Source organism: Gardnerella piotii, from assembly GCF_049815665.1.
Lineage (GTDB): Bacteria > Actinomycetota > Actinomycetes > Actinomycetales > Bifidobacteriaceae > Bifidobacterium > Bifidobacterium piotii.
Genome location: NZ_CP187450.1, coordinates 808,096 through 829,772, shown reverse-complemented (window position 1 = coordinate 829,772; position 21,677 = coordinate 808,096). Strand labels below are relative to the sequence as shown.

Genomic DNA, 21,677 nt, shown 5'->3' with positions numbered 1-21,677 from the left:
GTTGCACCGGTGTTCCTCCTTGTGTTGGATGAGGATTTATTTTTTATTAGCTTTTGAGCTGACTGTTCTAGTTGACTCAAGATTACTAGTTTCAGTTTTGCTCTCAAGCAAAGGTTGATTTTCGGATAAAATTTTATTGCTTAAAAGTCGAATACAAACTATTATTGCGCAAACAAAAAGAATAACAAGCCAAGCAAAGCCAAAACCGTATATTGTTAAATGGCCTAAAGATCGAAGACTTCTACTTACATTAACTCCAACATGTGCTAATCTAAATCTTCCCAAACTACCATTCGCAAATAGAAGCAATACACTCATAACAAGTATTATTGCCATGCAAGACGCTACTAGAACTATTGCAGATTGAACAAATGCAAAAGCTGTTTTCTTCCAGTCTACTTTATTGTTATCAAATATGATTCTAAGGTTGCACAACTTTGAGTACAAAATTATAAACGATGCCAAAATAGCGCACAAAACAAACAATATACTAACCGAAGCTGTTCTATAGAATGAATCTTTTATAGCGTCTGGAAATATTGCAAAAAGTGGAATAGGTGGTAACGATTTTTTGCTAACAGAAAAAATACTAAAGCTTGCAATATCTCCAATGTTGAATCCTGCTCCAGAAATCCAAGATAATGCCCATAGTGCAATATTCGGCAACCACACTAAACAGGCAATAGATGTTAAAATCCTAGAACCGATTTGCATTCCTAGCTTAGAAAATGCAATCTCAACGTTGCTTGAACCAACTACACACCAAAAGATGATTGTTAAAAGTGCAACAATTGCGTAAATAACTAAAACACTTACAGAGCAATAAAAACAGATTTTTGCGCATTTAATTATTCGCTCAGAAAAATGCTTTGCCAACTTTTGTTTTATTTGTGCAAACGTAGAAGAATATGGAAAAACAGCAATCATCATAGCCAAAATATACACACAAACACTTTTTAGCAATATTATTGGCAAAGAATCCAACAACTCAATATTAGTATTTTGGGATATTACATAATTTGCAAAAACCCAAACAAATAATCCTATTGAATTGGCTAATTGACCGCCTTTTAGCTTTCTCATTGCAATTGCAAGAGACGAAACTAAAAGAATTGTTAATCCAAGAGGAATAATCGTAAGAACAAAATCGTCAAAACCAAGACCAACACCTTGTGCAAAAAGAAGTACAGCCCATGTTAAAGACATTGATGAATCAGAAAGATTACCAGTTCCTTCTTCAATCGAAATTACTAAAAGCGTTAAAGACATAAACAACCCAACAATAAGAGCAAAAACAAAAATAGCTATTGCTGGAATAGCTAAACCCTTCAAAACGCTAATAAGAGAAGATTTTAGTTTTTTCAAAATTGTTCCTCCCCCTACGTTCTTAAAGTTTAGACTTGGATTATTTTGGATTATCTACGTATTTAACGCTTTTCCTAAAACTATTATTTGCTGTGTTTAAGCTGGCATTTTCATTAAGCTAGAGCACTTATAGGATTGCAAGTCGCTCATTCCGTTAATGCCCGTTAGTTCCATTACAAAGCAGAACCCAGCAACAACACCTTCGGATCTTTCAACAAGCCTTGCAGCAGCTTTTGCGGTTCCTCCTGTTGCAATCAAATCATCAACAATAAGAACACGCTGGCCAGGTTTAATCAAGTCTTTTTCAATCTCGATTTTAGCTTCTCCATATTCAAGAGAATACGATTCGCTAATAACTTCTGGCGGCAACTTCCCTGCTTTTCTTACGGCAACAAAACCCTTATTTAAGCGTGCAGCTAATACTGGGCCAAATAAGAATCCACGAGCTTCAAGACCTGCAACTAAATCAAAAGAATCTTTAGAAACTGGCAAAGAATCAACAAGTGACTCAATAAGAATGTTCATACCACGAGCATCTGCAAATACTGGTAGAAAATCGCGAAAAACAATCTTTGGATTAGGGAATCCTGGAATTGTGCGAACAAGAGAAGCTAAATAATTAGCATCTTCACTACTAACATTCTTTAGAGGCTTTACCGTAATATCAGTTGTTGTCATAATCCTAGCGTTCTATTCTAGTTTTCTTTATTTTCATTAGATTCGCTAGATTCTTGAACCTCGTTAGATTCATTGGATTCTTGCGATTCTTGCGATTCGTTATCTTCTGCGCTATTTGCATTATTAGCGCCTTCGGCACTATCTTCTTTATCGTAGCTATTAAAATCTACGCGAACGTAAACCCTGTTAACAGCACGGAAAGATACGCGAAGCAGACTACCTTCTGAATCTAAAACAATCTCTTCGTGATCTGCATCAACGCTAACAACTTTACCAATAATTCCGCCAATGGTTATAACCTCAACACCAGGCTTTAACGAATCATGGAAAGAACGCAATTCAGTTTGGCGCTTTTTCATGTTACGAGATTGGAACCACATGATACCAACCATGGCAATTACAAGAACAATAAGCATGCCATACTGTTGAAAGAATTGGGGCACAATAAACTCCTTAAGTTATCCAACCCTAAGACGGCAAAACACCGTCCAAATCAACTATTTTATGTTATCTATCTGACATTATCGGGTGCTTTAAGACCTAAATGTTGCCAAGCTTTTTCAGTTGCAACTCTGCCTTTAGGTGTTCTAACAAGAAAGCCTTCTCGAACCAAATATGGTTCACAAACAGTTTCCACAGTTTCCGACTCTTCTCCAACCATTGCAGCCAAGTTATTAAGCCCTACAGGACCACCATTAAATTGAACCACAATAGCTTTTAGAACAGCAATATCTAAACGATCAAGGCCTTGAGTATCTATTTGATACAAAGATAAAGCTTCGATTACAGACTCGCGATTTACTTCTTTAAGATTATGTACTACTGCCCAATCTCTAACACGCCTCAAAAGTCTGTTTGCAATCCTAGGAGTTCCCCTAGAACGCAAAGCAAGCTCTTTTGCCGCTTGGCCTGCAAGATTTACGCCTAAAAGTGCGGAAGAACGCTCAATAAGCTTCTCTAGCTCTTCGTGAGGATAAAAATCCAAGTGAGCAGTAAAACCAAAACGCGCTCTAAGAGGAGAAGGAAGCATGCCTTCTCTAGTAGTTGCGCCAACAACCGTAAAATGAGGCAAAGTAAGCGGTATAGAAGACGCTCCAGGCCCTTTTCCAACCATAACGTCTACTCGAAAATCTTCCATAGCGATATAAAGCAACTCTTCTGCAGCGCGAGGAAGTCTATGAATCTCATCAATAAACAACACTTCACCTGTATCTAAAGAGCTTAAAATCGATGCTAAATCCCCAGCATGTTGAATAGCAGGGCCAGAAGTAACTCGAATAGAAACGCCTAATTCGTTAGCAACAATCATTGCTAAAGTTGTTTTTCCAAGACCAGGAGGACCTGCAAGAAGCATATGATCGGGAGGAACATTACGCAATCTTGCAGCATCCAAAAAAAGTTGCAATTGCGCTTTTAATAAAGGCTGACCAATAAAACCTTCTAAAGCATGAGGACGTAACTCCTCATCACTAATTTGCTCGTTTTCTATAGCACTAGAAGATACTATTCTTAATGAATCTTCTGATACGCCAGTATTAACAGATTGCACGTTGTTGATTTTCTCGCTGTTGATTTTCTCGCCAAAACTCATAATCGTCACCTGCCTCTATCCAGCGAAGACAAAGCCATGCGCAAAACTGTTGGCATATCTTCATCTCTAATTGGCAAAGAAATATGCTCTTGTTTACAAACGCTTTCCACTGCTTTTTGAGCATCAAACTGCTTCCAGCCTAAAGACATCAATCCAACAACAACTTTTTGCATAGAAGAATCAATAAAATCGCTTATATTCTTGTTTACATTTTTATCCACGCTATCTTGCGCTAATAAAGACACGTCAATAGAGCCTTTAAGCTCGAGGATAATTTTTTGTGCACCCTTTTTTCCCAGCCCAGGAGCGGAAGAAAGCGCAGAAACATCTGAATCCGCAATAGCCTTAATCAAACGATCTACGCTTAATGTTGAAAGCAAAGAAAGAGCGACTTTAGGACCTACTCCACTAACTTTTTGTTGAATTTGAAGAAAAATACGCTTTGCAGCCATACTCGTAAAACCATAGAGCGTAATAGCATCTTGACTAACTTGCAAAGACGTATAAACTCTAACTTCTTGACCTTCGCGCAAAGATGATAAATCTGACGAAGGCATATATACCTCGTAGCCAACGCCACAAACACAGACAAGCGCACAACGCGAATCGATAGATTCCACTACGCCATTAAGCATACCGATCATCAGCGCTCACCTTTCAAAATAAATCCCTACAACCTATAGAACATCTGTTCTATAAACATCCTACATACCTCGCCCGACAGAACTTGATCCGCGCGCCGCACGCAAAGACTCAGCCCACTTTCTTTGAGCATCTGTTAAATGCTGCTCTCGCTCTCCTCCTTGCAATGCGCCTGCAGGCCTAAGAGCATGGCAAATAGCTTGAGCTAAAGCATCGGCAGCATCTGCAGGAGTTGGTAAAACATTAAGATTCAAAAGACGCGCAACCATGCGCTCTACTTGCTCTTTGCCAGCACTACCACTGCCTGCAACAGCAAGTTTAACCTCCGTTGGAGTGTGTAAAGCAACAGGAATACCCCTTTGAGCTGCAACAAGCATAGCGATTCCTGCAACTTGAGCAGTTCCAAGCACCGTATTTCGATTTTCTTGAGCAAACACGCGCTCAATCGAAACAACATCTGGCGAAAACCTCTCGATTTTCTCCACAAGACCATTGTAAATTTCTAGCAATCTTAAATCTTGAGAAGTTTTTGGATTGCTTCTTAAAACATCGACGTGAATAAAAGAAAGCCGACGAGAAACGCCGGCTTCAATCACGCCGACCCCGCAGCGAGTAAGCCCGGGGTCAACGCCCAAAATCATCATTGGAAACTATTCTGCTTCCTCAAGCTGAGCCATAACTTCATCCGAAGCAGTCCAGTTGCTATAAATATTTTGAACATCGTCCAAATCATCGAGATTGTCAATCAAGCGAGACACCTTTTGAGCATCTTCAAAGCTCAACTCAACCTCGTTATTTGGATGCATAACGATTTCTGCAGAATCGTAGTCAAAACCAGCATCTTGCAAAGCCTTACGAACAGTTACCAAATCGCTAGAATCCGTGTATACGGAATACACGTCTCCATCGTCTGCAACATCTTCAGCACCTGCTTCTGCAGCAATATCAAAAAGCTTGCTATAGTCAACGCCTTCGCTAGGAACTTCAATCAAGCCCTTGCGCTCAAAGTTAAAGCTCACAGAACCACTTGTAGCCAAAGAGCCATTGCCCTTTGTAAGAGTGGAACGAACATCTGCTGCAGCGCGATTACGATTATCTGTAAGGCACTCAATAATCAAGCCAACGCCTGCAGGAGCATAGCCTTCGTAAACAATCTCTTCGTAGTTTGCGCCGCCTGCTTCTTCTCCAGAGCCACGCTTAACAGCACGCTTAATGTTGTCTGCTGGCATAGAAGCTTTCTTAGCTTTAACGATTGCATCGTACAAAGTTGGGTTACCATCTGGGTCTCCACCACCAAGACGAGCTGCGATTTCAATATTCTTAATAAGCTTGGCGAAAAGCTTGCCGCGCTTTGCGTCGATAGCGGCCTTCTTGTGCTTTGTGGTCGCCCACTTGGAATGACCTGACATGATACTCCTAAAAAGTGTACGGTTACGTAAACGTGATGATTTTAATGCGCTTTAGCGACAAATCACCAAATTGAATTTATTTAAGCAAATTTTTAACTTCAAAAATGCGCTGAAAAACAGTTATAGCTCCACCAATGCAAAGAATAATCATTGCCAAGCAAAGCCACAATAACCAACCCGTTAATCCGCTTAATCCCATTGAAACTAGAATTATGGCAACTCTATCGGCGCGAGTAATCAATCCTTTTTTAGCGTCTACTCCAACAGACTCGCCTCTTGCTCTCGCATACGATGTTACAAAAGCAAACATCATAGATACTAGCGAGCACACTAATCCGCAATATCTCAAAAAATTATTCACGTAAAATGGCAAATATAAGCAAATGTTTAGATTATTTGCGCGATATAAACAAATGCAAACACAAGCAAAAAGCGACCAATCTGCAATTCTATCTAGAGTTGAATCTAAAAATGCGCCAAATTTAGTGCCACCATTCTTGTTTGTTAAAGCAGCAACAGAGCCATCTAAAGCGTCTGCAAGAACAAAAATCGTAAGCAAAATAGTGCCAATAAAAAGCTGGCCGCTTATAGAAATAAAAACAGAAGTTGCAACAAGCGCAATAGTGCCAAAAATCGTAACACTGTTAGCGCTACATCCAAATTTAACAAGAAGCTTTGCGATTGGCAAAATAACACGTTTGAATCCACTTCTTAAAGATTCCAACATATTAAGCCTTTCTTTGATTCAAATATAATCATTCAAACACAGCGCTCAAACACGAGTATTCAAACACGAGTATTCAAACACAAATCACTTCTAAACTCATCACCGCGTTAACAAAAACGCCGCTTAAAACTAAGCGGCGCTAATTCTAGCTCCCTCACCTGGATTCGAACCAAGACAAAGGGTTCCAAAGACCCGTGTGCTGCCATTACACCATGAGGGAACGGCGGGAAAAACCGCCAAGTCACTATTATGCCACAACAATCAAAATCGTCAAGCTTGGCGTGGCGAAATAGGATTTATGCAAATTTATGCAAACAAAAACCCTTTTCCGTGGTGCTCTGGGTATGTGTCAAACAGCTTTGCAACAGACCCATCTTCAAACACAGCTTTAATCGCGCTTGCCAAAAGTGGAGCAATCGAAAGAACCGTCAACCCATCCCAACGCTTTTCTTGTGGAATTGGAACAGTATCTGTTAACACAACTTCTCTAGCTCCGCAATTCTTCAATCGCTCAACTGCAGGTCCAGAAAGAACTCCGTGCGTTGCAACAACAGTTACAGACTTCGCTCCAGCATCTTTAAGAACATTGCAAGCACCTGCGATCGTTCCAGCAGTATCGATTAAATCGTCTACCATAACGCAATCGCGACCAGCAACATCGCCAACTACACGGTTTGCAACAGCTTGATTTGGACGCGTAATATCTCTAGTCTTATGAACAAAAGCCAATGGACCTCCGCCCAATCTTTGCGCCCACTGTTCTGCAACACGAATTCGCCCTGCATCTGGCGAAACAACGGTAACATTGCCTAAATCTTCGCTAAAGCGATCCCTTACATAGTCCACCAAAACTGGCATAGCAATCAAATGATCTACAGGACCATCAAAGAATCCTTGCGATTGCGCAGCATGCAAATCAACGCTCATAATGCGATCTGCACCTGCTGTTTTAAGTAAATCAAACATCAAGCGGCAAGAAATAGGCTCACGACCGCGATGCTTTTTATCTTGTCTAGAATATCCAAGCAACGGGCACACAGCGGTAATAGAACGAGCAGATGCGCGCTTTAATGCATCAATCATAATTAACTGTTCCATAATGGACTTGTTAACAGGGTCACTATGACTTTGCAACACAAACACGTCTGTTCCTCGCACAGACTGAGTGTAACGAACATACATCTCGCCATTAGCAAAATCGTATGCCGTTGTTTCCAATACTTCTATACCAAGCTGATTCGCAACATCTTTAGCAAGCTTAGGATGCGCGCGACCAGTTACGAGAACAAGGTTTTTATCTGGCTTTCCTTCAAGGACGATGCTCACCATATCTCCAAACGCTAGTTCGCTAACAGTCCACAAAAATCGGACTGAGTTCAATACTATCTATTTGCGCAGACTATAACAATTAAGCCGTTTCATACATAACAAATGCTTGCAAACAGTTGCAAATCCTTACAAAAAACATTACAAATCATTACAAATCGCGTATGTATAAACCGTGTTTAACAATGTATTGAACAACGCCGTCTGGAACCAAATACCAAACTGGCTCCCCATGCTCTGCACGCTTGCGAACATCTGTTGAAGAAATCGCCAACGCTGGAATCTCCAATATGTCAACTGGAAAACGATGATTGTGACAATTAATCATATCGTCGCAAGAATCGTAAGATGCAGAGCGAGCTTCAATTTGTGTAAACTTTTCTGGACTTGCATACCCTGGACGTGTTACAGCAACAAATCTAGCCAAACTCCATAATTCTCTAGCATTTTTCCATTGCATAATCTCTGCAATAGCGTCTGCTCCAGTAATAAAGAAAAGCTCCGCGTCTGGGTGTTGTGCGCGAATGTCGCGAAGCGTGTCGATTGTGTAAGTAACACCAGGCCTATCAATATCCACTCTAGAAACTGTAAATTTTGGATTTGAAGCTGTTGCGATTACAGTCATCAAATATCTGTCTTCTGCATTTGTGACTTTCTTGTCTAGCTTAAAAACAGGCTTTCCAGTAGGAACAAAAATAACTTCGTCTAAATCATAAACCCACGCAACTTCGGAAGCTGCCACCAAGTGTCCATTATGAATCGGATCAAAAGTGCCACCCATAATTCCTATGCGCGGATGTTGATGAACATTTCCTCTTGCAGAGTGCTTAAGCCTAGAAGAATTTGCCGAAACTGGCACGCTAGCTTGACTTTGGTCAAAAGAACCTTGGAACAAATCCGACATTCTGCGTTCTGTAGATGAATCACTCATTTAAACAAAATCCCATTTTATTTTAAATTAGTCGCATTTTATGCATTAGATACATTATGCGTTAGCTGCATCTGCCGCATCATCTGCTTTAACTTCATCAATTACGCTGGAAGCAACATTTGCTTTGTCTGGATTAATGTTCCCCATTTCTTCATTCCACTCATCTTGAACAACGCGCTTAATTTCTTCAAACGTTGGAAGAGCAAAATCAGGCTGGAAAACACCTCTAATGTTTGCAACACACTCCGTAATCTCTACAAGAACTTCGCTCATATTGTCTATAAGACTAGCGCGCTCAAACTTACTAAATTCGGCTATATTACTTTCCATTTTTTGCAAGTTCTTATTAATCTTATCTATTGTTTCGCTATTTTCTGGCGTAACAACATCTCGATTATCTCTATCTGGCCAACCCATTAAAACAGCGTCAGCATACTCAAGAGAAGACCTTTGACTTGCAGAAGCAATCCCATCTTCTATTTGAACTAAAAACACGTAACGAACAATAGACAATCTTTCTGCTGCAACATCTAAAGCATCAAGCACATTAGAAGCACCTACACCGTTAGATAAGCTTAGATCCTCGTTTGATTGATTTTTAGCAATTTTAGACGATTGTGATTGTGATGTATCAGGCATATTCTTAACCTTACTCTTAAGCCCTTATTTGTCCTTGCCCGTAGCCAACCCACTTTGTAGTTGTCATCTCTACTAAGCCCATTGGCCCTCTTGCATGCAACTTTTGAGTGGAAATTCCAAGCTCCGCTCCAAAACCAAATTCGCCGCCGTCTGTAAACCTTGTTGAAGCATTTACCATAACAACCGCGCTGTCTATTGACGAAACAAACTCATTAATCGTTAAGTAGTCTTGCGCAATAATCGTTTCCGTGTGACCCGTTGAATATTTTGAAATATGATTAATGGCATCCTTAACACCATCTACAACTTTTACTCCGATTTGCAAAGACAAGTATTCTGTAGACCAATCTTCATTATTTGCATGCTCTAGTTTAATACCACTTATATTTGCGGATGATAAAATATTGTATGATTCTTCATCAGCATGAATCAAAACATTATGATTCGCTAATTCACTTGCGACTTTTGGAAGAAAATCTTTAGCAATGCTTCGATCTACAAGTAATTTTTCTGCAGCATTACAAACTCCGACTCGTTGCGTTTTTGCGTTTATAATAATCGCAATCGCTTGACTAAAGTTTGCTGTTTTATCTACATAAATATGAACATTTCCAGCACCAGTCTCTATGACTGGGACTGTTGATTCCTTAACAACTGCCGCGATTAGATTTGCGCTTCCTCTAGGAACAAGAACGTCAATATGACCATGAGCGTGCATCATTGACGTTGCACCGCTTCTGCCTAAATCATCAACAGATTCTATAAGATTTTCACTTACACCAAAATCTTTTAAGACTTGCTTTAACACACTAATAGTTGCGCGATTTGTGCATTCGGCTGCACTTCCGCCTCTTAAAATTACAGCATTTGAAGATTTTACGCACAAAGATGCAACGTCAACAGTTACATTTGGTCTAGCTTCGTAAATCATTCCCATAACGCCAATTGGCACTCTTACTTGAGAAAGTCTAATACCATTTTCCAGCGTGTACCCTCTAACAATTTGGCCAACAGGATCTTGTAATTGCGCTATTTTTCTAACACTTTGAGCTGATTTAACTATTCTTTCTTTGTTAAACACAAGTCTGTCTAGTTTTCCAGCATCCATACCATTTTTTTGAGCTTTTTCTAAATCTTGCTTATTTGCTTTTTCAATAAAGTCTGCGTTATTTTCAAGAGAATCAGCAATAGCATTTAAAAGATTGTTCTTAAAAGTGGCATTAGCTTTAGCAAATTCTCTTTGAGCAATTCGCGCATCATCTGCTCTAGAAAAAACAATAGAATCTGTAGAGTCCCCATGCTCTTTAGAACTATTGACTTGCTCACTATTATGCGTTTCGTCAAACTTTGTATTGAGATTAATCATATTGAACATATTAGCAATAGCAGTGCTTAGGCTCCAATGCTTCGGGTATTATGTATAACAATTGACACAGATGGAGGAATCATGGCAGAAAACACTACGAATACAGTTATGTTTCATAGCACTAGGTCTAACTCTAAAACCTATACGTCGAAGCAAGCTATTCGTAGGGGTATAGCCGAAGACGGTGGCCTGTTTGTTACGGATTGCCTTGGTGAAACTCGCTACAATATTTCTAATCTTGTTGGAAAATCTTATAAGCAAATCGCTAAAGATGTTCTTCAAATCCTCCTTCCAGATTTTACTTCTAGCGAGCTTGATGAGTGCGTTGAAAATGCTTATGGAGACCAATGGGAAGATTGCGAGATTACTCCATTAAAGCAGCTTGGCACTAACAATGATTTTGTTTTAGAGCTTTTCCACGGTCCTACTTGCGCTTTTAAAGATGTTGCTTTGCAAATTTTGCCACAATTTATTCGTTGCTCAAGAAATGCTTCTGACTCTAGCCAAAACGTTATGATTCTTACTGCTACTTCGGGAGATACAGGCAAAGCTGCGCTAGCTGGTTTTGCAAATGTTGAAGGCACTTCTATGGTTACTTTTTACCCAGAAGGCAAAGTAAGTAAAGTTCAAGAATTGCAAATGACAACTCAAAGCGGAAGCAACGTAAAAGTTTGCGCTGTTAGAGGTAATTTTGACGACACTCAAAGCAGCGTTAAGCAAATTTTTACTAACGACTCAATTAATGAATCGATTAAGAATAACAATAATGCTTTGCTTTCTTCTGCTAATTCGATTAATATAGGCAGACTTATTCCTCAAGTTGTTTACTACTTCTACGCTTATTCTAAGCTTGTTGAACGCGGCTCTATAAAGCTTGGCGATGAAGTAGAATTTTGCGTTCCAAGTGGCAATTTTGGCAATATTCTTGCTGGATATTATGCAAAAATGCTTGGCCTTCCTGTAAAGCACTTGATTGTTGCAAGCAATAGCAACAATGTTTTGTTTGACTTTTTGGTTAGCGGAACATATAACAAGATTCGACCTTTCCATCAAACGGTTGCGCCTTCTATGGATATTCTTGTTTCTTCTAATTTGGAACGCATGCTTTATTACATGTGCAATAAAGATACGCGACTTTTGCAAATGCTTATGAATGATTTGCAACAATGGGGCGCTTTTGAAGTACCAGAAGACGTGCTTTCTAAAATTCGAGAACTTTTTGGATGCGGATGGGCAAACGAGGATCAAATTCGAGATTCCATAAAAGAATGCTGGAATAAGCATAATTATGTTATTGACCCACATACTGCTTGTGGATACTTTGTTATGAGCCATATTCCTCATGATTCTAGTGTTCCTCGCGTTCTTTTAAGCACTGCAAGCCCGTATAAGTTCCCTAGAGTTGTTTGCGAATCTTTAGGCTTAAATATTGAAGGATTAGATGATTTTGCTTGCATGGATTTGCTAGAAAGAAAAACTTCTACAAACGCTCCTAAAATGCTTAGCGAACTTAAGAATAAAACAGCTAGATTCAACGATGTTATTAACGTTGAAGATATGCCAGATTACGTTCTTAAGTGCGCTAACGAAATCTGCTAAGTCCTAATAGTTTAAGACTTAAACAAAGCATAATATACTTCGTTTAGCGTGCTTAAATCGTGGCCTTTTCTAGCTCCTGCAGAGAAGAATCTTCGCCTTCTAACATCTGGTTCTAGATTTTTTGTTCGCTGTGCTACCTTTTTGCCCAAATCCCATGCGCTTTGCTCAAAAACACCGTTTTCTCTAGCATCTTGCAAAGATGAGGTTATTATTGCAGAAGGAACTCCCTTTTTTTGCAACTCCATGCGAGTTGCACGTTCTCCTAATGTTCTACTTGAGCATGAGCGTATAACAGATTGAGCATATTGCTCATCGTCAATCAAATGCAAATCTTCTAAACGAATTATTACAGATTCAACAATATTCTCTCTGTAGCCCTTATCTATAAGCCTATTTTTTAAGTCGTTTGAAGATCTTGCAGCATAATCTAACATTCTTAAAGCACACTCTTTGCAACTATCAAAGTCGCATGCTTTTTTAGAGTCTACTTTTTTAACAGCTTTATTATTAAAAGAGTTATACTTTTGCAATCTATAAGACGAATGGTATGAGTCTTCTTCGCAATCACCTATTTCAATACTATTCTCTGAATAATGCGAATTAACAACTTCTAAACTACAATCATCTTGTGCGCACACATTCTTGTTTTTAACATCATTTTTGTTAAAAACAGAAGCATCTACGGGCTTATGATTGCGAAGAAAACTCTCAACACTAATCATCTATCAGTCTTCTCATCTATCACTATTTATTCTTGGGATCTTTACTAGAAGCATCTGACTTATTTTCTGCATTAGAATTCGACTTTGCTTTTTCGCTATCGTCTTCATCTTCTACTTCAACAAATTGATCTTCTGGCTTCATTAGCCCAAAAGCAACTTTTACTTTATCGCTAATTTCTTCCGTAATAGCAGGATTATCTTTAAGGAATTGACGTACGTTTTCTCTACCTTGACCAAGCTGTTCACCCTCATACGTAAACCAAGAACCAGACTTTTTAATAACGTCACACTGTACAGCCATATCAATTACAGAGCCTTCAGTAGATATTCCTTCTCCATAAAGAACATCAAATTCAGCTGTTTTGAAAGGAGGAGCCATTTTATTCTTAACAATCTTTACTTTAGTTCGATTTCCAACAGCTTCTTCCCCGTTTTTAATAGTAGAAACACGCCTAATATCCATTCGAACAGATGAATAGAATTTAAGAGCTTTACCACCTGTAGTTGTTTCTGGACTACCAAAGAACACACCGATTTTTTCTCGAAGCTGATTAATAAAGATTGCGGTTGTTCCAGCTTGAGACAAAGCTCCTGTCATCTTTCTTAAAGCCTGACTCATTAAGCGAGCTTGCAAACCAACATGGCTATCTCCCATGTCTCCGTCAATTTCGGCTTTTGGAACAAGCGCTGCTACAGAATCAACAACTATAACATCTAAAGCGCCAGATCGAATAAGCATATCCGCAATCTCTAAAGCTTGCTCACCATTATCTGGCTGAGAAACAATAAGAGAATCTGTGTCTACACCTAATTTACGCGCATAAACTGGATCTAACGCATGCTCGGCATCAATAAACGCTGCAACTCCGCCATTCTTTTGAGCATTAGCAACAATGTGCAAAGCTAACGTTGTTTTACCAGAAGATTCAGGACCATAAACCTCTACAATACGCCCACGAGGAACGCCACCAATTCCCAAAGCCATGTCTAGAGCTAAGGAACCAGTAGGAATAACCTCAACGTCTTGCAGTGGCTTATCTCCTAATCGCATTGCAGAACCCTTGCCATATTGTTTTTCAACATTTGCAAGAGCCATCTCTAGCGCTGCTTTTCTACGTGGATCTGCCTTGTCGGCATCAATAAGACGATCCACAGCACCCTTTTTTGTTTGTTGTGCCATATTATTACTCCTTTCGCATGCCGATGTATTGATGACCATACTCAATACATGATGCCCGTGCAAGCGTTTTAGAGCAATGTGGTTAAAGGCTATTTTCCAATAACCAATAGGCACTTACACGCTGCAAGAAGACCAACAATTAAATATTATACACCATAAACGAACATTTGTTCGATATGCGTGTTGGCTTGAAATTCCAACAAAAACACACACACGCAATCAAATTAAAAAATAAAATAACCCTTATTTTGCTGGAAGTGGCGGAGCATTATGGTCTTTACCCCAACGCTTGCTATCTGGAATATTCATATGATCACATAAAACATTCCAAACAATTCTAGGCTCCACTCCAGCATCAATCGCTTCGCGCGCACTCATACCATCAAGCTTTTGCAACTCTTGGTCTTTAGCAATACTCCTACCAAATTCTCTACCGAAGACTTCTTCAAGAAGCTCCCAAAATTCACGTTCGCGCATAAAAAATCCAATCTTCAAAAATAAGAGCATAGAAAATCTTAATTAGCGCACTAACAACACCAATACGAACGTCTTTTCTGTCTCCAGAAATATTTAGTTGAGCGCAAAGCGTAAAACCGTGGTCAACTGAATAAGTAGAACATCTACTTAAAGAAAGATTGCTTATTTTGCCACATTTACACTCAAAAACACGATCTTTAATATTGTTAATTTTTAGCGAAACTAAATCAAAATCAAGCGAAGAACAGCGCTTTGAAGCAACATTTGGAATAAAAATTCCAACGTAAGCCAATCCTTGCGGTTTTAAGCCATCGGGACCAGGCCCTGCAACGCCAGTAGTAGACAATCCAATAACAGGAAAATCTGCGCTATCAACATCTTTACTAGAATCCGTGCAATCATATTGCCACTTTGCGCCGCTATACAATCTTGCACAACCAAACGCCATTTGCTTTGCAACGCTAGGCTCTACAGCACCGCAAGTTTTAAGCAAATCGCAATCCACGCCAAGAATCTTAGATTTTTCGCGAATATCGTAAGTAACAGCCGATCCAAGAAAAACCTTTGAGGCTCCAGGAATATTTACAAACGAATCCGCAAGAAGTCCTCCTGTTAAAGATTCTGCACAAGAAATATGCAAAGAATTATTCACACAAAAATCGAGAATTTTGCTTGCAAAAAAGTCTGTGGAATCGCTTGTAAAATCGCTTACCAAATCGTCACACATTTTACTATCGCTTAAACGCACCGCGCACGTAAAGGAATCCAGAATAAAGCGCAAAACCAAGAGCAATGCCTATAAATCCGTAGCAAAGCGAGTAATAGCACACAACCCAAACAGAAACATTGTAAGCGCAAAATATTGGAACAATAGGCGCAAGCAACATTGAAATTCCAACAGATTGAGAAAGCGTCTTATACTTTCCAGCCCAAGATGCTGCAATAACTTTTCCGCCTTTATCTATAACGTAAAAACGCAAAACCGTAATGCCTATTTCTCTAAGAATAAACAGTAGAGTAATCCACCAATAAAGCTCGCCAAAAGCAGAAGCAATAATAAGAGCAGAAAGTATTAAAAGCTTATCGGCAATAGGATCTAAGAGTTTTCCAAGCTCTGTAACTTGATTATATTTTCTTGCCATCCAACCGTCTAATTTATCTGTTGAAGCTGCGATTATAAACATTGCAAATGCAGCCCAGCGAACCGAAGTAGAAGCATAGCCCCAAGGCCCAGAGATAAGATACAAAACGATGAATACAACAGAAAGAGCTATTCTTATGTAAGTCACAATATTTGGAGCACAATTCCAACCTTCTAGCAACTTAGACTTACCATTTTGCAACATCGTTAATACCTCCATAACCGCTACACAAACATGGTATAGCAAACGCAAAACTTAATTAAAAACAATGCTTTAGCAATGCTTTTACAATACTTAATTATTCTTAATTCAAAGAATCAGACTCACCTTTAATAAAAGCTAAGACTTTAGGCAAATCTTGCGGCTGAACAAGAACTTCACGCGCTTTAGAGCCTTCCGAAGGCCCAACAACGCCACGCGACTCAAGCAAATCCATAAGCCTACCTGCCTTAGAGAATCCAACACGAAGCTTTCGTTGAAGCATAGACGTAGATCCAAATTGTGCACCAACAACAAGCTCGGCAGCTTGAAGGAGCTCATCCATATCGTCGCCAATATCTGTTGTTTTAGCTTGCACTTGAGCCTGTTCATCTGCTTTTGCAGCCATTTGCTCAATGTCTTCCCTATATTTTGGCTTTCGCTGAGTTCTAACATATTCTACAGCTTTACGAATCTCTGATTCGCTAACCCAAGATCCTTGTACACGTTGAGGCTTAGCAGCGCCCATTGGAAGGAACAAAGCATCTCCTTGACCAATCAAAGTTTCCGCACCAACAGTGTCTAGAATAACCCTAGAATCCGTAGCAGAAGATGTAGCAAAAGCCAGTCGAGACGGAATATTCGCCTTAATCAAGCCAGTTACAACATCAACAGAAGGGCGTTGAGTCGCAAGAACCAGATGCACACCTGCAGCACGAGCAAGCTGCGTGATTCGCTGAATAGAACTTTCAACATCGTTTTTTGCAACCATCATCAAATCAGCCATCTCGTCTACAACAACAAGCAAATACGGGTATGGCGCAACTTTTCTCTCGGAGCCTTTTGGCGCATGAACCTTGCCTTCGCGCACAGCCTTGTTGAAGTCTTTTACATGGCGGAAACCAAAGAATTGCAAGTCATCATAGCGCGCATCCATCTCTTTAACAACCCATTCAAGAGCTTGAGCAGCCTTCTTAGGATTCGTAATAATAGGAGTTAACAAATGAGGAATTCCAGCATATGCAGAAAGCTCTACTCGCTTTGGATCCACCAAAATCATGCGAACCTGCTCTGGAGTAGAACGCATAATAATCGAAGTTAGCATAGAGTTTATAAAGCTTGACTTTCCAGAACCAGTAGCACCAGCAACAAGCAAATGCGGCATTTTATCTAGAGCAGCAGTTACAAAATGACCCTCAACGTCTTTACCAACTCCAGTGAGCATAGGATTTGAATCCTGGCGAGCTTTATCTGACCTTAAAACATCTCCAAGGTTTACAATCTCTCGATCTACGTTTGGAATCTCTATACCAATCGCAGACTTGCCTGGAATTGGAGACAAAATACGCACATCTGTGCTTGCTACAGCGTACGCAATATTTTTTTGAAGATTTGTGACTTTTTCAACTTTTACTCCAGGACCTAACTCAACTTCGTATTGAGTAACAGAAGGCCCTCTTAAAAAGCCAATAACCTTTGCATCTACTTCAAACTGTTCAAACGTAGAAGTTAGCGCACGAATTACGCGATCATTTGCAGGAGTTCTAGTTGCGTGCGGTTTTCCGTGAACAAGAATGTTCAAATCTGGCAATCTGTACGGCTCTTCGCTGTACTCACTTGAAGAATCGCTAGAATCGTTTGAATTATTGGCGTTACTCACACTATCTTCATCATTTTCTTGCGATGACCTATATTGATCCAACTGCTGACCAGGCATTTTACTCCATGGATCATTGCTATATTGCGATTCACCACTAATTGGCGCTTTTGGAAATTCGTCAATATACATTTGACCAGAAGACGGCAAAGAATTAGCGCCATAAGTGCCATTAGAAACACCATTAGAAGCAACAACACGCGGATGATTACTTTGATTCTGATCTTCTTGCGGGTCCGATTTAGAGCCGTAGTCTTCAATAGAGTAACCATCTTGACTTGGCTTAGAAGAAGCGCTAAGAAAAGCATCATCTCCAGCATACGCATCTAAAAGTTCGCTATTACTATCCTTCTTTTTAGAGCCGAACATAGAATTAAAAATTTTAGAGATTATTGAATTGTGCAAATCTTTACGCGACTTTTCCGATTCACTAGAATCATGAGTTGGAACGCCTTCTGCAAACTCAAGATTATCGCTGCTATTACTCGAATTTTCATCATCTATATTCTCTAAGTCTTGATTATTCTTTGACTTTTTAGAGAAAATAGATGAAACAAATTGAGTCACATCTTCAACATGTAATTTAAGAATCATTAAAATAGCAAAAATGGCAATAATAACAAAAATTGTAAGAGCAAAAATCCTAGATAATCCCCAGGCCAAAGGAGAACCTAAGAAGAATCCTAATAATCCGCCAGATTTTTGCAAATCATCTATATTAAATTCTTGATTTTTGCTTGCAATTAAAATGTCTAAAATTGAGCAAATTGACCATAAAAGAAGAACAAAACCACCTATAACACGAGGATTGCCAGATTTAGCACCACTATTTCGCATAAGCCTAATAGCAACCGCACTAAGCCACACTGGCAAAACAACGCTCATAATGCCAAAAATCGTGGAAGATAAAGAGTGCAAAGCAACGCCTAAGAATCCGCTAACTCTAAACCATTCAGATGCGCAAAAAAGAACAGCAAGAATAAGCATTACAAAGCACAATCCATCTCTACGGTATGCCTCATCGTATTGCCCAACTCCAAAAAGCGAGCGAACTGCTTTGCCAATAACACGCGGAACAAAAAGCAGAGCAGACTCCCAAAATGGCTCATTAGTCTGCGCTTTAGACTGCTTACCACCCTTGTTTGGCATATAAATCGCTCCTCCATAAAATGCGCGTACAAAAACCGCTAACAACTAGCAAGCTAATCGCCAGCAATCATTCACATTAAGTACAAACACCAACCGAATTACTTAAAATTATCCAATCAATATTATCAAATTAATAGCTTTACTTATTCTACTCCATTGCATGCAACAAGATATAAAACAAAACACAAACACAGTTAGAACACAGCCAGAACGCATACATAAACAAAGAAAAAAAAATCGGCTGAAAAACAGCCGATTAAGTGGGGTGGCTAACGCGGCTTGAACGCGCGACCTTCTGAACCACAATCAGATGCTCTACCGACTGAGCTATAGCCACCATTACAGCGCGAAACCCTTCGGAAATCGCACAACAGAGGAATACTATACACGATTTTTCTAATTTGCGCTACCCTTGCGATTTTCGGCGCGTCGCACAAAATACGACGTTACTTAATGACAAAATAAGACTATGAGTTTTTTGCAAAAATCAAATGCAACCAGCATGCTCAATGAGCAAGCAGAACATTGGAAAAGCGTTGAAAACAATCGCACTTTTGGCATTCTAAATTCAGCATCACACACAACTACAGCACTTCTTTTAGGATCTGGAGAGCTTGGAAAAGAAATCGCTATAGAGCTTATAAGACTTGGTATTAAAGTATGTGCTGCAGATAGCTATGCAAATGCTCCAGCAATGCAAGTTGCGCAAGAAAATCGCGTTTTAGATATGAGCGATTCTAAAAAATTGCAAGAACTAATAAACAACATAAACCCGAACATAATAATCCCAGAAGTTGAAGCAATATCAACCGAAGTATTAAAAGACGTTGTTAAAAACAAAAAAATTCAAGTTGTTCCAAGCTCTAGTATCACTTCGATTGCAATGGATCGCGAAGCTTTGCGAAAAATCGCCCACGAAAAAATTGGTTTGCCTACTACACCATATTGTTTTGCTTCAAGCTACAAAGAGTTAGAAGAAGGAGCAAAAATCGTAGGGTATCCATGCGTAGTGAAACCAATTATGAGTTCTTCTGGTCATGGTCAATCTATTGTAAAAGATCCTAAAAATCTTGAAGATGCTTGGATAGAAGCACAAAATGGAAGAAGATCTAAGCATAAAACGCAAAACTTGCAAAGTGAAGATAGTGAAAATAATGAAGATATATCTCGCGTAATAGTGGAAGCACTTGCTCCTTTAGACTACGAATTAACGGTTTTAACAGTGTGCTCAAGCGCTGGAATAACAACATGCGAACCTATTGCACAATGCCAAGAAAACGGCGACTACAGGCAATCATGGCAACCAGCAAACATACCAGAAAATGTTAGAAAATCAGCTCAAAATATTGCAAAACAAGCCGCAGAAGGTTTAAGCAAAATAGCAAAAGAGAACGGCGAAACAGGCTGGGGCATTTATGGAGTTGAACTCTTTGTTCTTAAGAATGGAGATTTACTTTTTAACGAACTATCCCCTAGACCGCACGATACTGGCATGGTAACAATGATTTCGCAATATTATAGCGAGTTTGCTTTGCATGTTTTAGCCATTTTAGGTGTTCCAATCACACAAAAGCATACTGCTCTTTGCTTAAAAGATAACGAAGTTGCATTAAGCCACGCACTTGTTGTGCAAGGAAACGGTGCTGTAGGATTTACAAATCTTGCGCAAGCATTAGATGAAGAAGATTGCACAAGATGCGATATACGAATTTTTGGAAAGCCAGAAGTTCACGGCTCAAGACGAATGGGTGTTATTTTGACAGTATCGAACAGCGTAAATGACGCAAAATCTTGTGCGACACGCATTGCAAGCAAATTACACACAGTAGAACTGCCATCGTAGAACGCTGAAAAGGCAAGGTTTTTACTACTTTTATTAGACAAAAAATCAAAAAATAATACAAACAAAATGTAGGTAACAATTGTTAGTCTAATCTTGCTGGCGGTTGAATAAACCTTCAAATAATGATGGTTTGCAACACTCAGCCATGGATACAACGGAGAGGCACGTCAATGGAAAAACTTGACAAGTTGTATGAAGGTAAAGCAAAGAAATTGTATGCCACGAGTAACGATAACGTTCTGTGGGTTCAATACATGAATCAAGCTACAGCTGGCAATGGTCTTAAAAAGGCTCAAATTGCTGGAAAAGGAAGCTTAAATAATCAAATCACTTCTCTACTGTTCAATCTTCTTAAAGCTCGTGGAGTTAAAAGCCATTTTCTTGGCAGAATTTCAGATACCGAACAGCTTGTAAAGCGCATGAAGATGTTTCCGCTAGAAATAATAATGCGAAACACAGCTGCTGGTTCTTTTGCAAAACGATATGCCGTTAAAGAAGGAACTGCACTAAAAAAGCCTCTTTTGGAGTTTTGTGTAAAGTCAGACGATCTTGGCGATCCTTTTATTAACCCAGAAGGCGTTGTAGCTTTAGGTCTTGCTAGCGAAAGCGAAATGGCAGAAATTACAAAGCAGGCTCACGCTGTAAACAATGCACTTTTGGATATTTTCAACAAAATCGACGTTCAACTCGTTGATTTTAAGATTGAAGAAGGCGTTGATGCACAAGGAAATATTCTTCTTGCAGACGAGATAACGCCAGATACGTGCCGACTTTGGGATAAGCGCAATACGAATGGCTCTGAAGTAAGTCATTTAGATAAAGACTTGTTCAGACGCGATTTAGGAGACATAATTCCAGCCTACGAAGAAATATTCTCGAGGCTTAAATCTCTTGCGCAAAGCGAAGGAGTAAACTTCGACGAAGTCAATCCAAACGATTGCACTGAACAATAATTTTAATGTGGCTCGCATCTTTTAGGTGCGAGCCACGCGCGTTCTTAAACAAATAAATAAACAAACAAGCAAACAAAAATAGC

Annotated in this window: 21 protein-coding genes and 2 tRNA genes; 3 read left to right on the top strand and 20 right to left on the bottom strand. The window is 39.5% G+C overall.

Features of this window, described 5'->3' with window-relative positions:
• Positions 1 to 36: 36 nt before the first annotated feature.
• The 13 genes from ACPEIW_RS03455 to ACPEIW_RS03395 form a co-directional block, all read right to left on the bottom strand.
• Positions 37 to 1,365, bottom strand: a complete 1,329-nt coding sequence (locus ACPEIW_RS03455) for a DUF6350 family protein (RefSeq protein ID WP_425663067.1) — start codon at positions 1,363 to 1,365, stop codon at positions 37 to 39.
• Positions 1,366 to 1,461: 96 nt separating this feature from the next.
• Entirely contained in the window at positions 1,462 to 2,043 is a 582-nt protein-coding gene (locus ACPEIW_RS03450; RefSeq protein WP_425663065.1) for an adenine phosphoribosyltransferase, read from the bottom strand.
• A gap of 17 nt (positions 2,044 to 2,060) precedes the next feature.
• Positions 2,061 to 2,486 (bottom strand): preprotein translocase subunit YajC, encoded by a 426-nt coding sequence (yajC, locus tag ACPEIW_RS03445; protein WP_116438443.1) that lies wholly within the window; start codon positions 2,484 to 2,486, stop codon positions 2,061 to 2,063.
• A gap of 68 nt (positions 2,487 to 2,554) precedes the next feature.
• Positions 2,555 to 3,634, bottom strand: a complete 1,080-nt coding sequence (gene ruvB, locus ACPEIW_RS03440) for a Holliday junction branch migration DNA helicase RuvB (RefSeq protein ID WP_425664403.1) — start codon at positions 3,632 to 3,634, stop codon at positions 2,555 to 2,557.
• Positions 3,635 to 3,639: 5 nt separating this feature from the next.
• Entirely contained in the window at positions 3,640 to 4,278 is a 639-nt protein-coding gene (ruvA, locus tag ACPEIW_RS03435) for a Holliday junction branch migration protein RuvA (RefSeq protein WP_020973602.1), read from the bottom strand.
• A 60-nt stretch (positions 4,279 to 4,338) separates the two neighbouring features.
• Positions 4,339 to 4,920 carry a crossover junction endodeoxyribonuclease RuvC gene (ruvC, locus tag ACPEIW_RS03430; RefSeq protein ID WP_004133171.1) on the bottom strand — a complete coding sequence of 194 codons (582 nt, stop codon included), beginning with the start codon at positions 4,918 to 4,920 and terminating at the stop codon, positions 4,339 to 4,341.
• Positions 4,921 to 4,926: 6 nt separating this feature from the next.
• A complete protein-coding gene (locus tag ACPEIW_RS03425) occupies positions 4,927 to 5,685 on the bottom strand; it encodes a YebC/PmpR family DNA-binding transcriptional regulator (RefSeq protein ID WP_004113651.1) in 759 nt (252 codons plus the stop codon).
• 76 nt (positions 5,686 to 5,761) lie between these two features.
• Entirely contained in the window at positions 5,762 to 6,412 is a 651-nt protein-coding gene (locus ACPEIW_RS03420; RefSeq protein ID WP_004133174.1) for a CDP-alcohol phosphatidyltransferase family protein, read from the bottom strand.
• Between the two features lie 149 nt (positions 6,413 to 6,561).
• Positions 6,562 to 6,632: transfer RNA gene (locus ACPEIW_RS03415), tRNA-Gln, on the bottom strand.
• 86 nt (positions 6,633 to 6,718) lie between these two features.
• The gene (locus tag ACPEIW_RS03410; protein WP_016635287.1) at positions 6,719 to 7,741 is read right to left on the bottom strand and encodes a ribose-phosphate diphosphokinase; all 1,023 of its coding nucleotides are present in this window, start codon (positions 7,739 to 7,741) and stop codon (positions 6,719 to 6,721) included.
• Between the two features lie 148 nt (positions 7,742 to 7,889).
• Positions 7,890 to 8,669, bottom strand: coding sequence for a nicotinate-nucleotide adenylyltransferase (nadD, locus tag ACPEIW_RS03405; protein WP_018639219.1), 780 nt, complete (start codon positions 8,667 to 8,669; stop codon positions 7,890 to 7,892).
• A 54-nt stretch (positions 8,670 to 8,723) separates the two neighbouring features.
• Positions 8,724 to 9,308, bottom strand: coding sequence for a hypothetical protein (locus ACPEIW_RS03400; protein ID WP_016635285.1), 585 nt, complete (start codon positions 9,306 to 9,308; stop codon positions 8,724 to 8,726).
• Positions 9,309 to 9,324: 16 nt separating this feature from the next.
• Positions 9,325 to 10,683 (bottom strand): glutamate-5-semialdehyde dehydrogenase, encoded by a 1,359-nt coding sequence (locus ACPEIW_RS03395; protein WP_425663060.1) that lies wholly within the window; start codon positions 10,681 to 10,683, stop codon positions 9,325 to 9,327.
• A 72-nt stretch (positions 10,684 to 10,755) separates the two neighbouring features.
• Between ACPEIW_RS03395 and thrC the strand changes: the two genes are divergently transcribed.
• Entirely contained in the window at positions 10,756 to 12,273 is a 1,518-nt protein-coding gene (gene thrC / locus ACPEIW_RS03390) for a threonine synthase (protein ID WP_425663058.1), read from the top strand.
• 11 nt (positions 12,274 to 12,284) lie between these two features.
• Here thrC and ACPEIW_RS03385 read toward each other — a convergent pair whose 3' ends face one another.
• The 7 genes from ACPEIW_RS03385 to ACPEIW_RS03355 form a co-directional block, all read right to left on the bottom strand.
• Positions 12,285 to 12,995, bottom strand: coding sequence for a regulatory protein RecX (locus tag ACPEIW_RS03385; protein WP_425663056.1), 711 nt, complete (start codon positions 12,993 to 12,995; stop codon positions 12,285 to 12,287).
• A gap of 22 nt (positions 12,996 to 13,017) precedes the next feature.
• A complete protein-coding gene (gene recA, locus ACPEIW_RS03380; protein ID WP_425663054.1) occupies positions 13,018 to 14,175 on the bottom strand; it encodes a recombinase RecA in 1,158 nt (385 codons plus the stop codon).
• A gap of 243 nt (positions 14,176 to 14,418) precedes the next feature.
• Positions 14,419 to 14,652 carry a DUF3046 domain-containing protein gene (locus tag ACPEIW_RS03375; protein WP_020973608.1) on the bottom strand — a complete coding sequence of 78 codons (234 nt, stop codon included), beginning with the start codon at positions 14,650 to 14,652 and terminating at the stop codon, positions 14,419 to 14,421.
• Positions 14,639 to 15,379 carry a CinA family protein gene (locus tag ACPEIW_RS03370; RefSeq protein WP_410294337.1) on the bottom strand — a complete coding sequence of 247 codons (741 nt, stop codon included), beginning with the start codon at positions 15,377 to 15,379 and terminating at the stop codon, positions 14,639 to 14,641. Before ACPEIW_RS03370 ends, ACPEIW_RS03375 begins: the two co-directional genes overlap by 14 nt.
• Positions 15,380 to 15,383: 4 nt before the next feature.
• On the bottom strand, positions 15,384 to 15,998 hold the full coding sequence (pgsA, locus tag ACPEIW_RS03365; RefSeq protein WP_032815680.1) for a CDP-diacylglycerol--glycerol-3-phosphate 3-phosphatidyltransferase: 615 nt from the start codon (positions 15,996 to 15,998) through the stop codon (positions 15,384 to 15,386).
• 100 nt (positions 15,999 to 16,098) lie between these two features.
• Positions 16,099 to 18,798, bottom strand: a complete 2,700-nt coding sequence (locus ACPEIW_RS03360) for a DNA translocase FtsK 4TM domain-containing protein (RefSeq protein ID WP_425663051.1) — start codon at positions 18,796 to 18,798, stop codon at positions 16,099 to 16,101.
• A 261-nt stretch (positions 18,799 to 19,059) separates the two neighbouring features.
• Positions 19,060 to 19,135, bottom strand: a tRNA-His gene (locus tag ACPEIW_RS03355).
• Positions 19,136 to 19,267: 132 nt separating this feature from the next.
• Between ACPEIW_RS03355 and purT the strand changes: the two genes are divergently transcribed.
• Complete coding sequence (gene purT / locus ACPEIW_RS03350; protein WP_410294335.1) at positions 19,268 to 20,641, top strand: formate-dependent phosphoribosylglycinamide formyltransferase; 1,374 nt, start codon at positions 19,268 to 19,270, stop codon at positions 20,639 to 20,641.
• 170 nt (positions 20,642 to 20,811) lie between these two features.
• Complete coding sequence (gene purC / locus ACPEIW_RS03345) at positions 20,812 to 21,594, top strand: phosphoribosylaminoimidazolesuccinocarboxamide synthase (RefSeq protein WP_116285859.1); 783 nt, start codon at positions 20,812 to 20,814, stop codon at positions 21,592 to 21,594.
• Positions 21,595 to 21,677 lie beyond the last annotated feature (83 nt).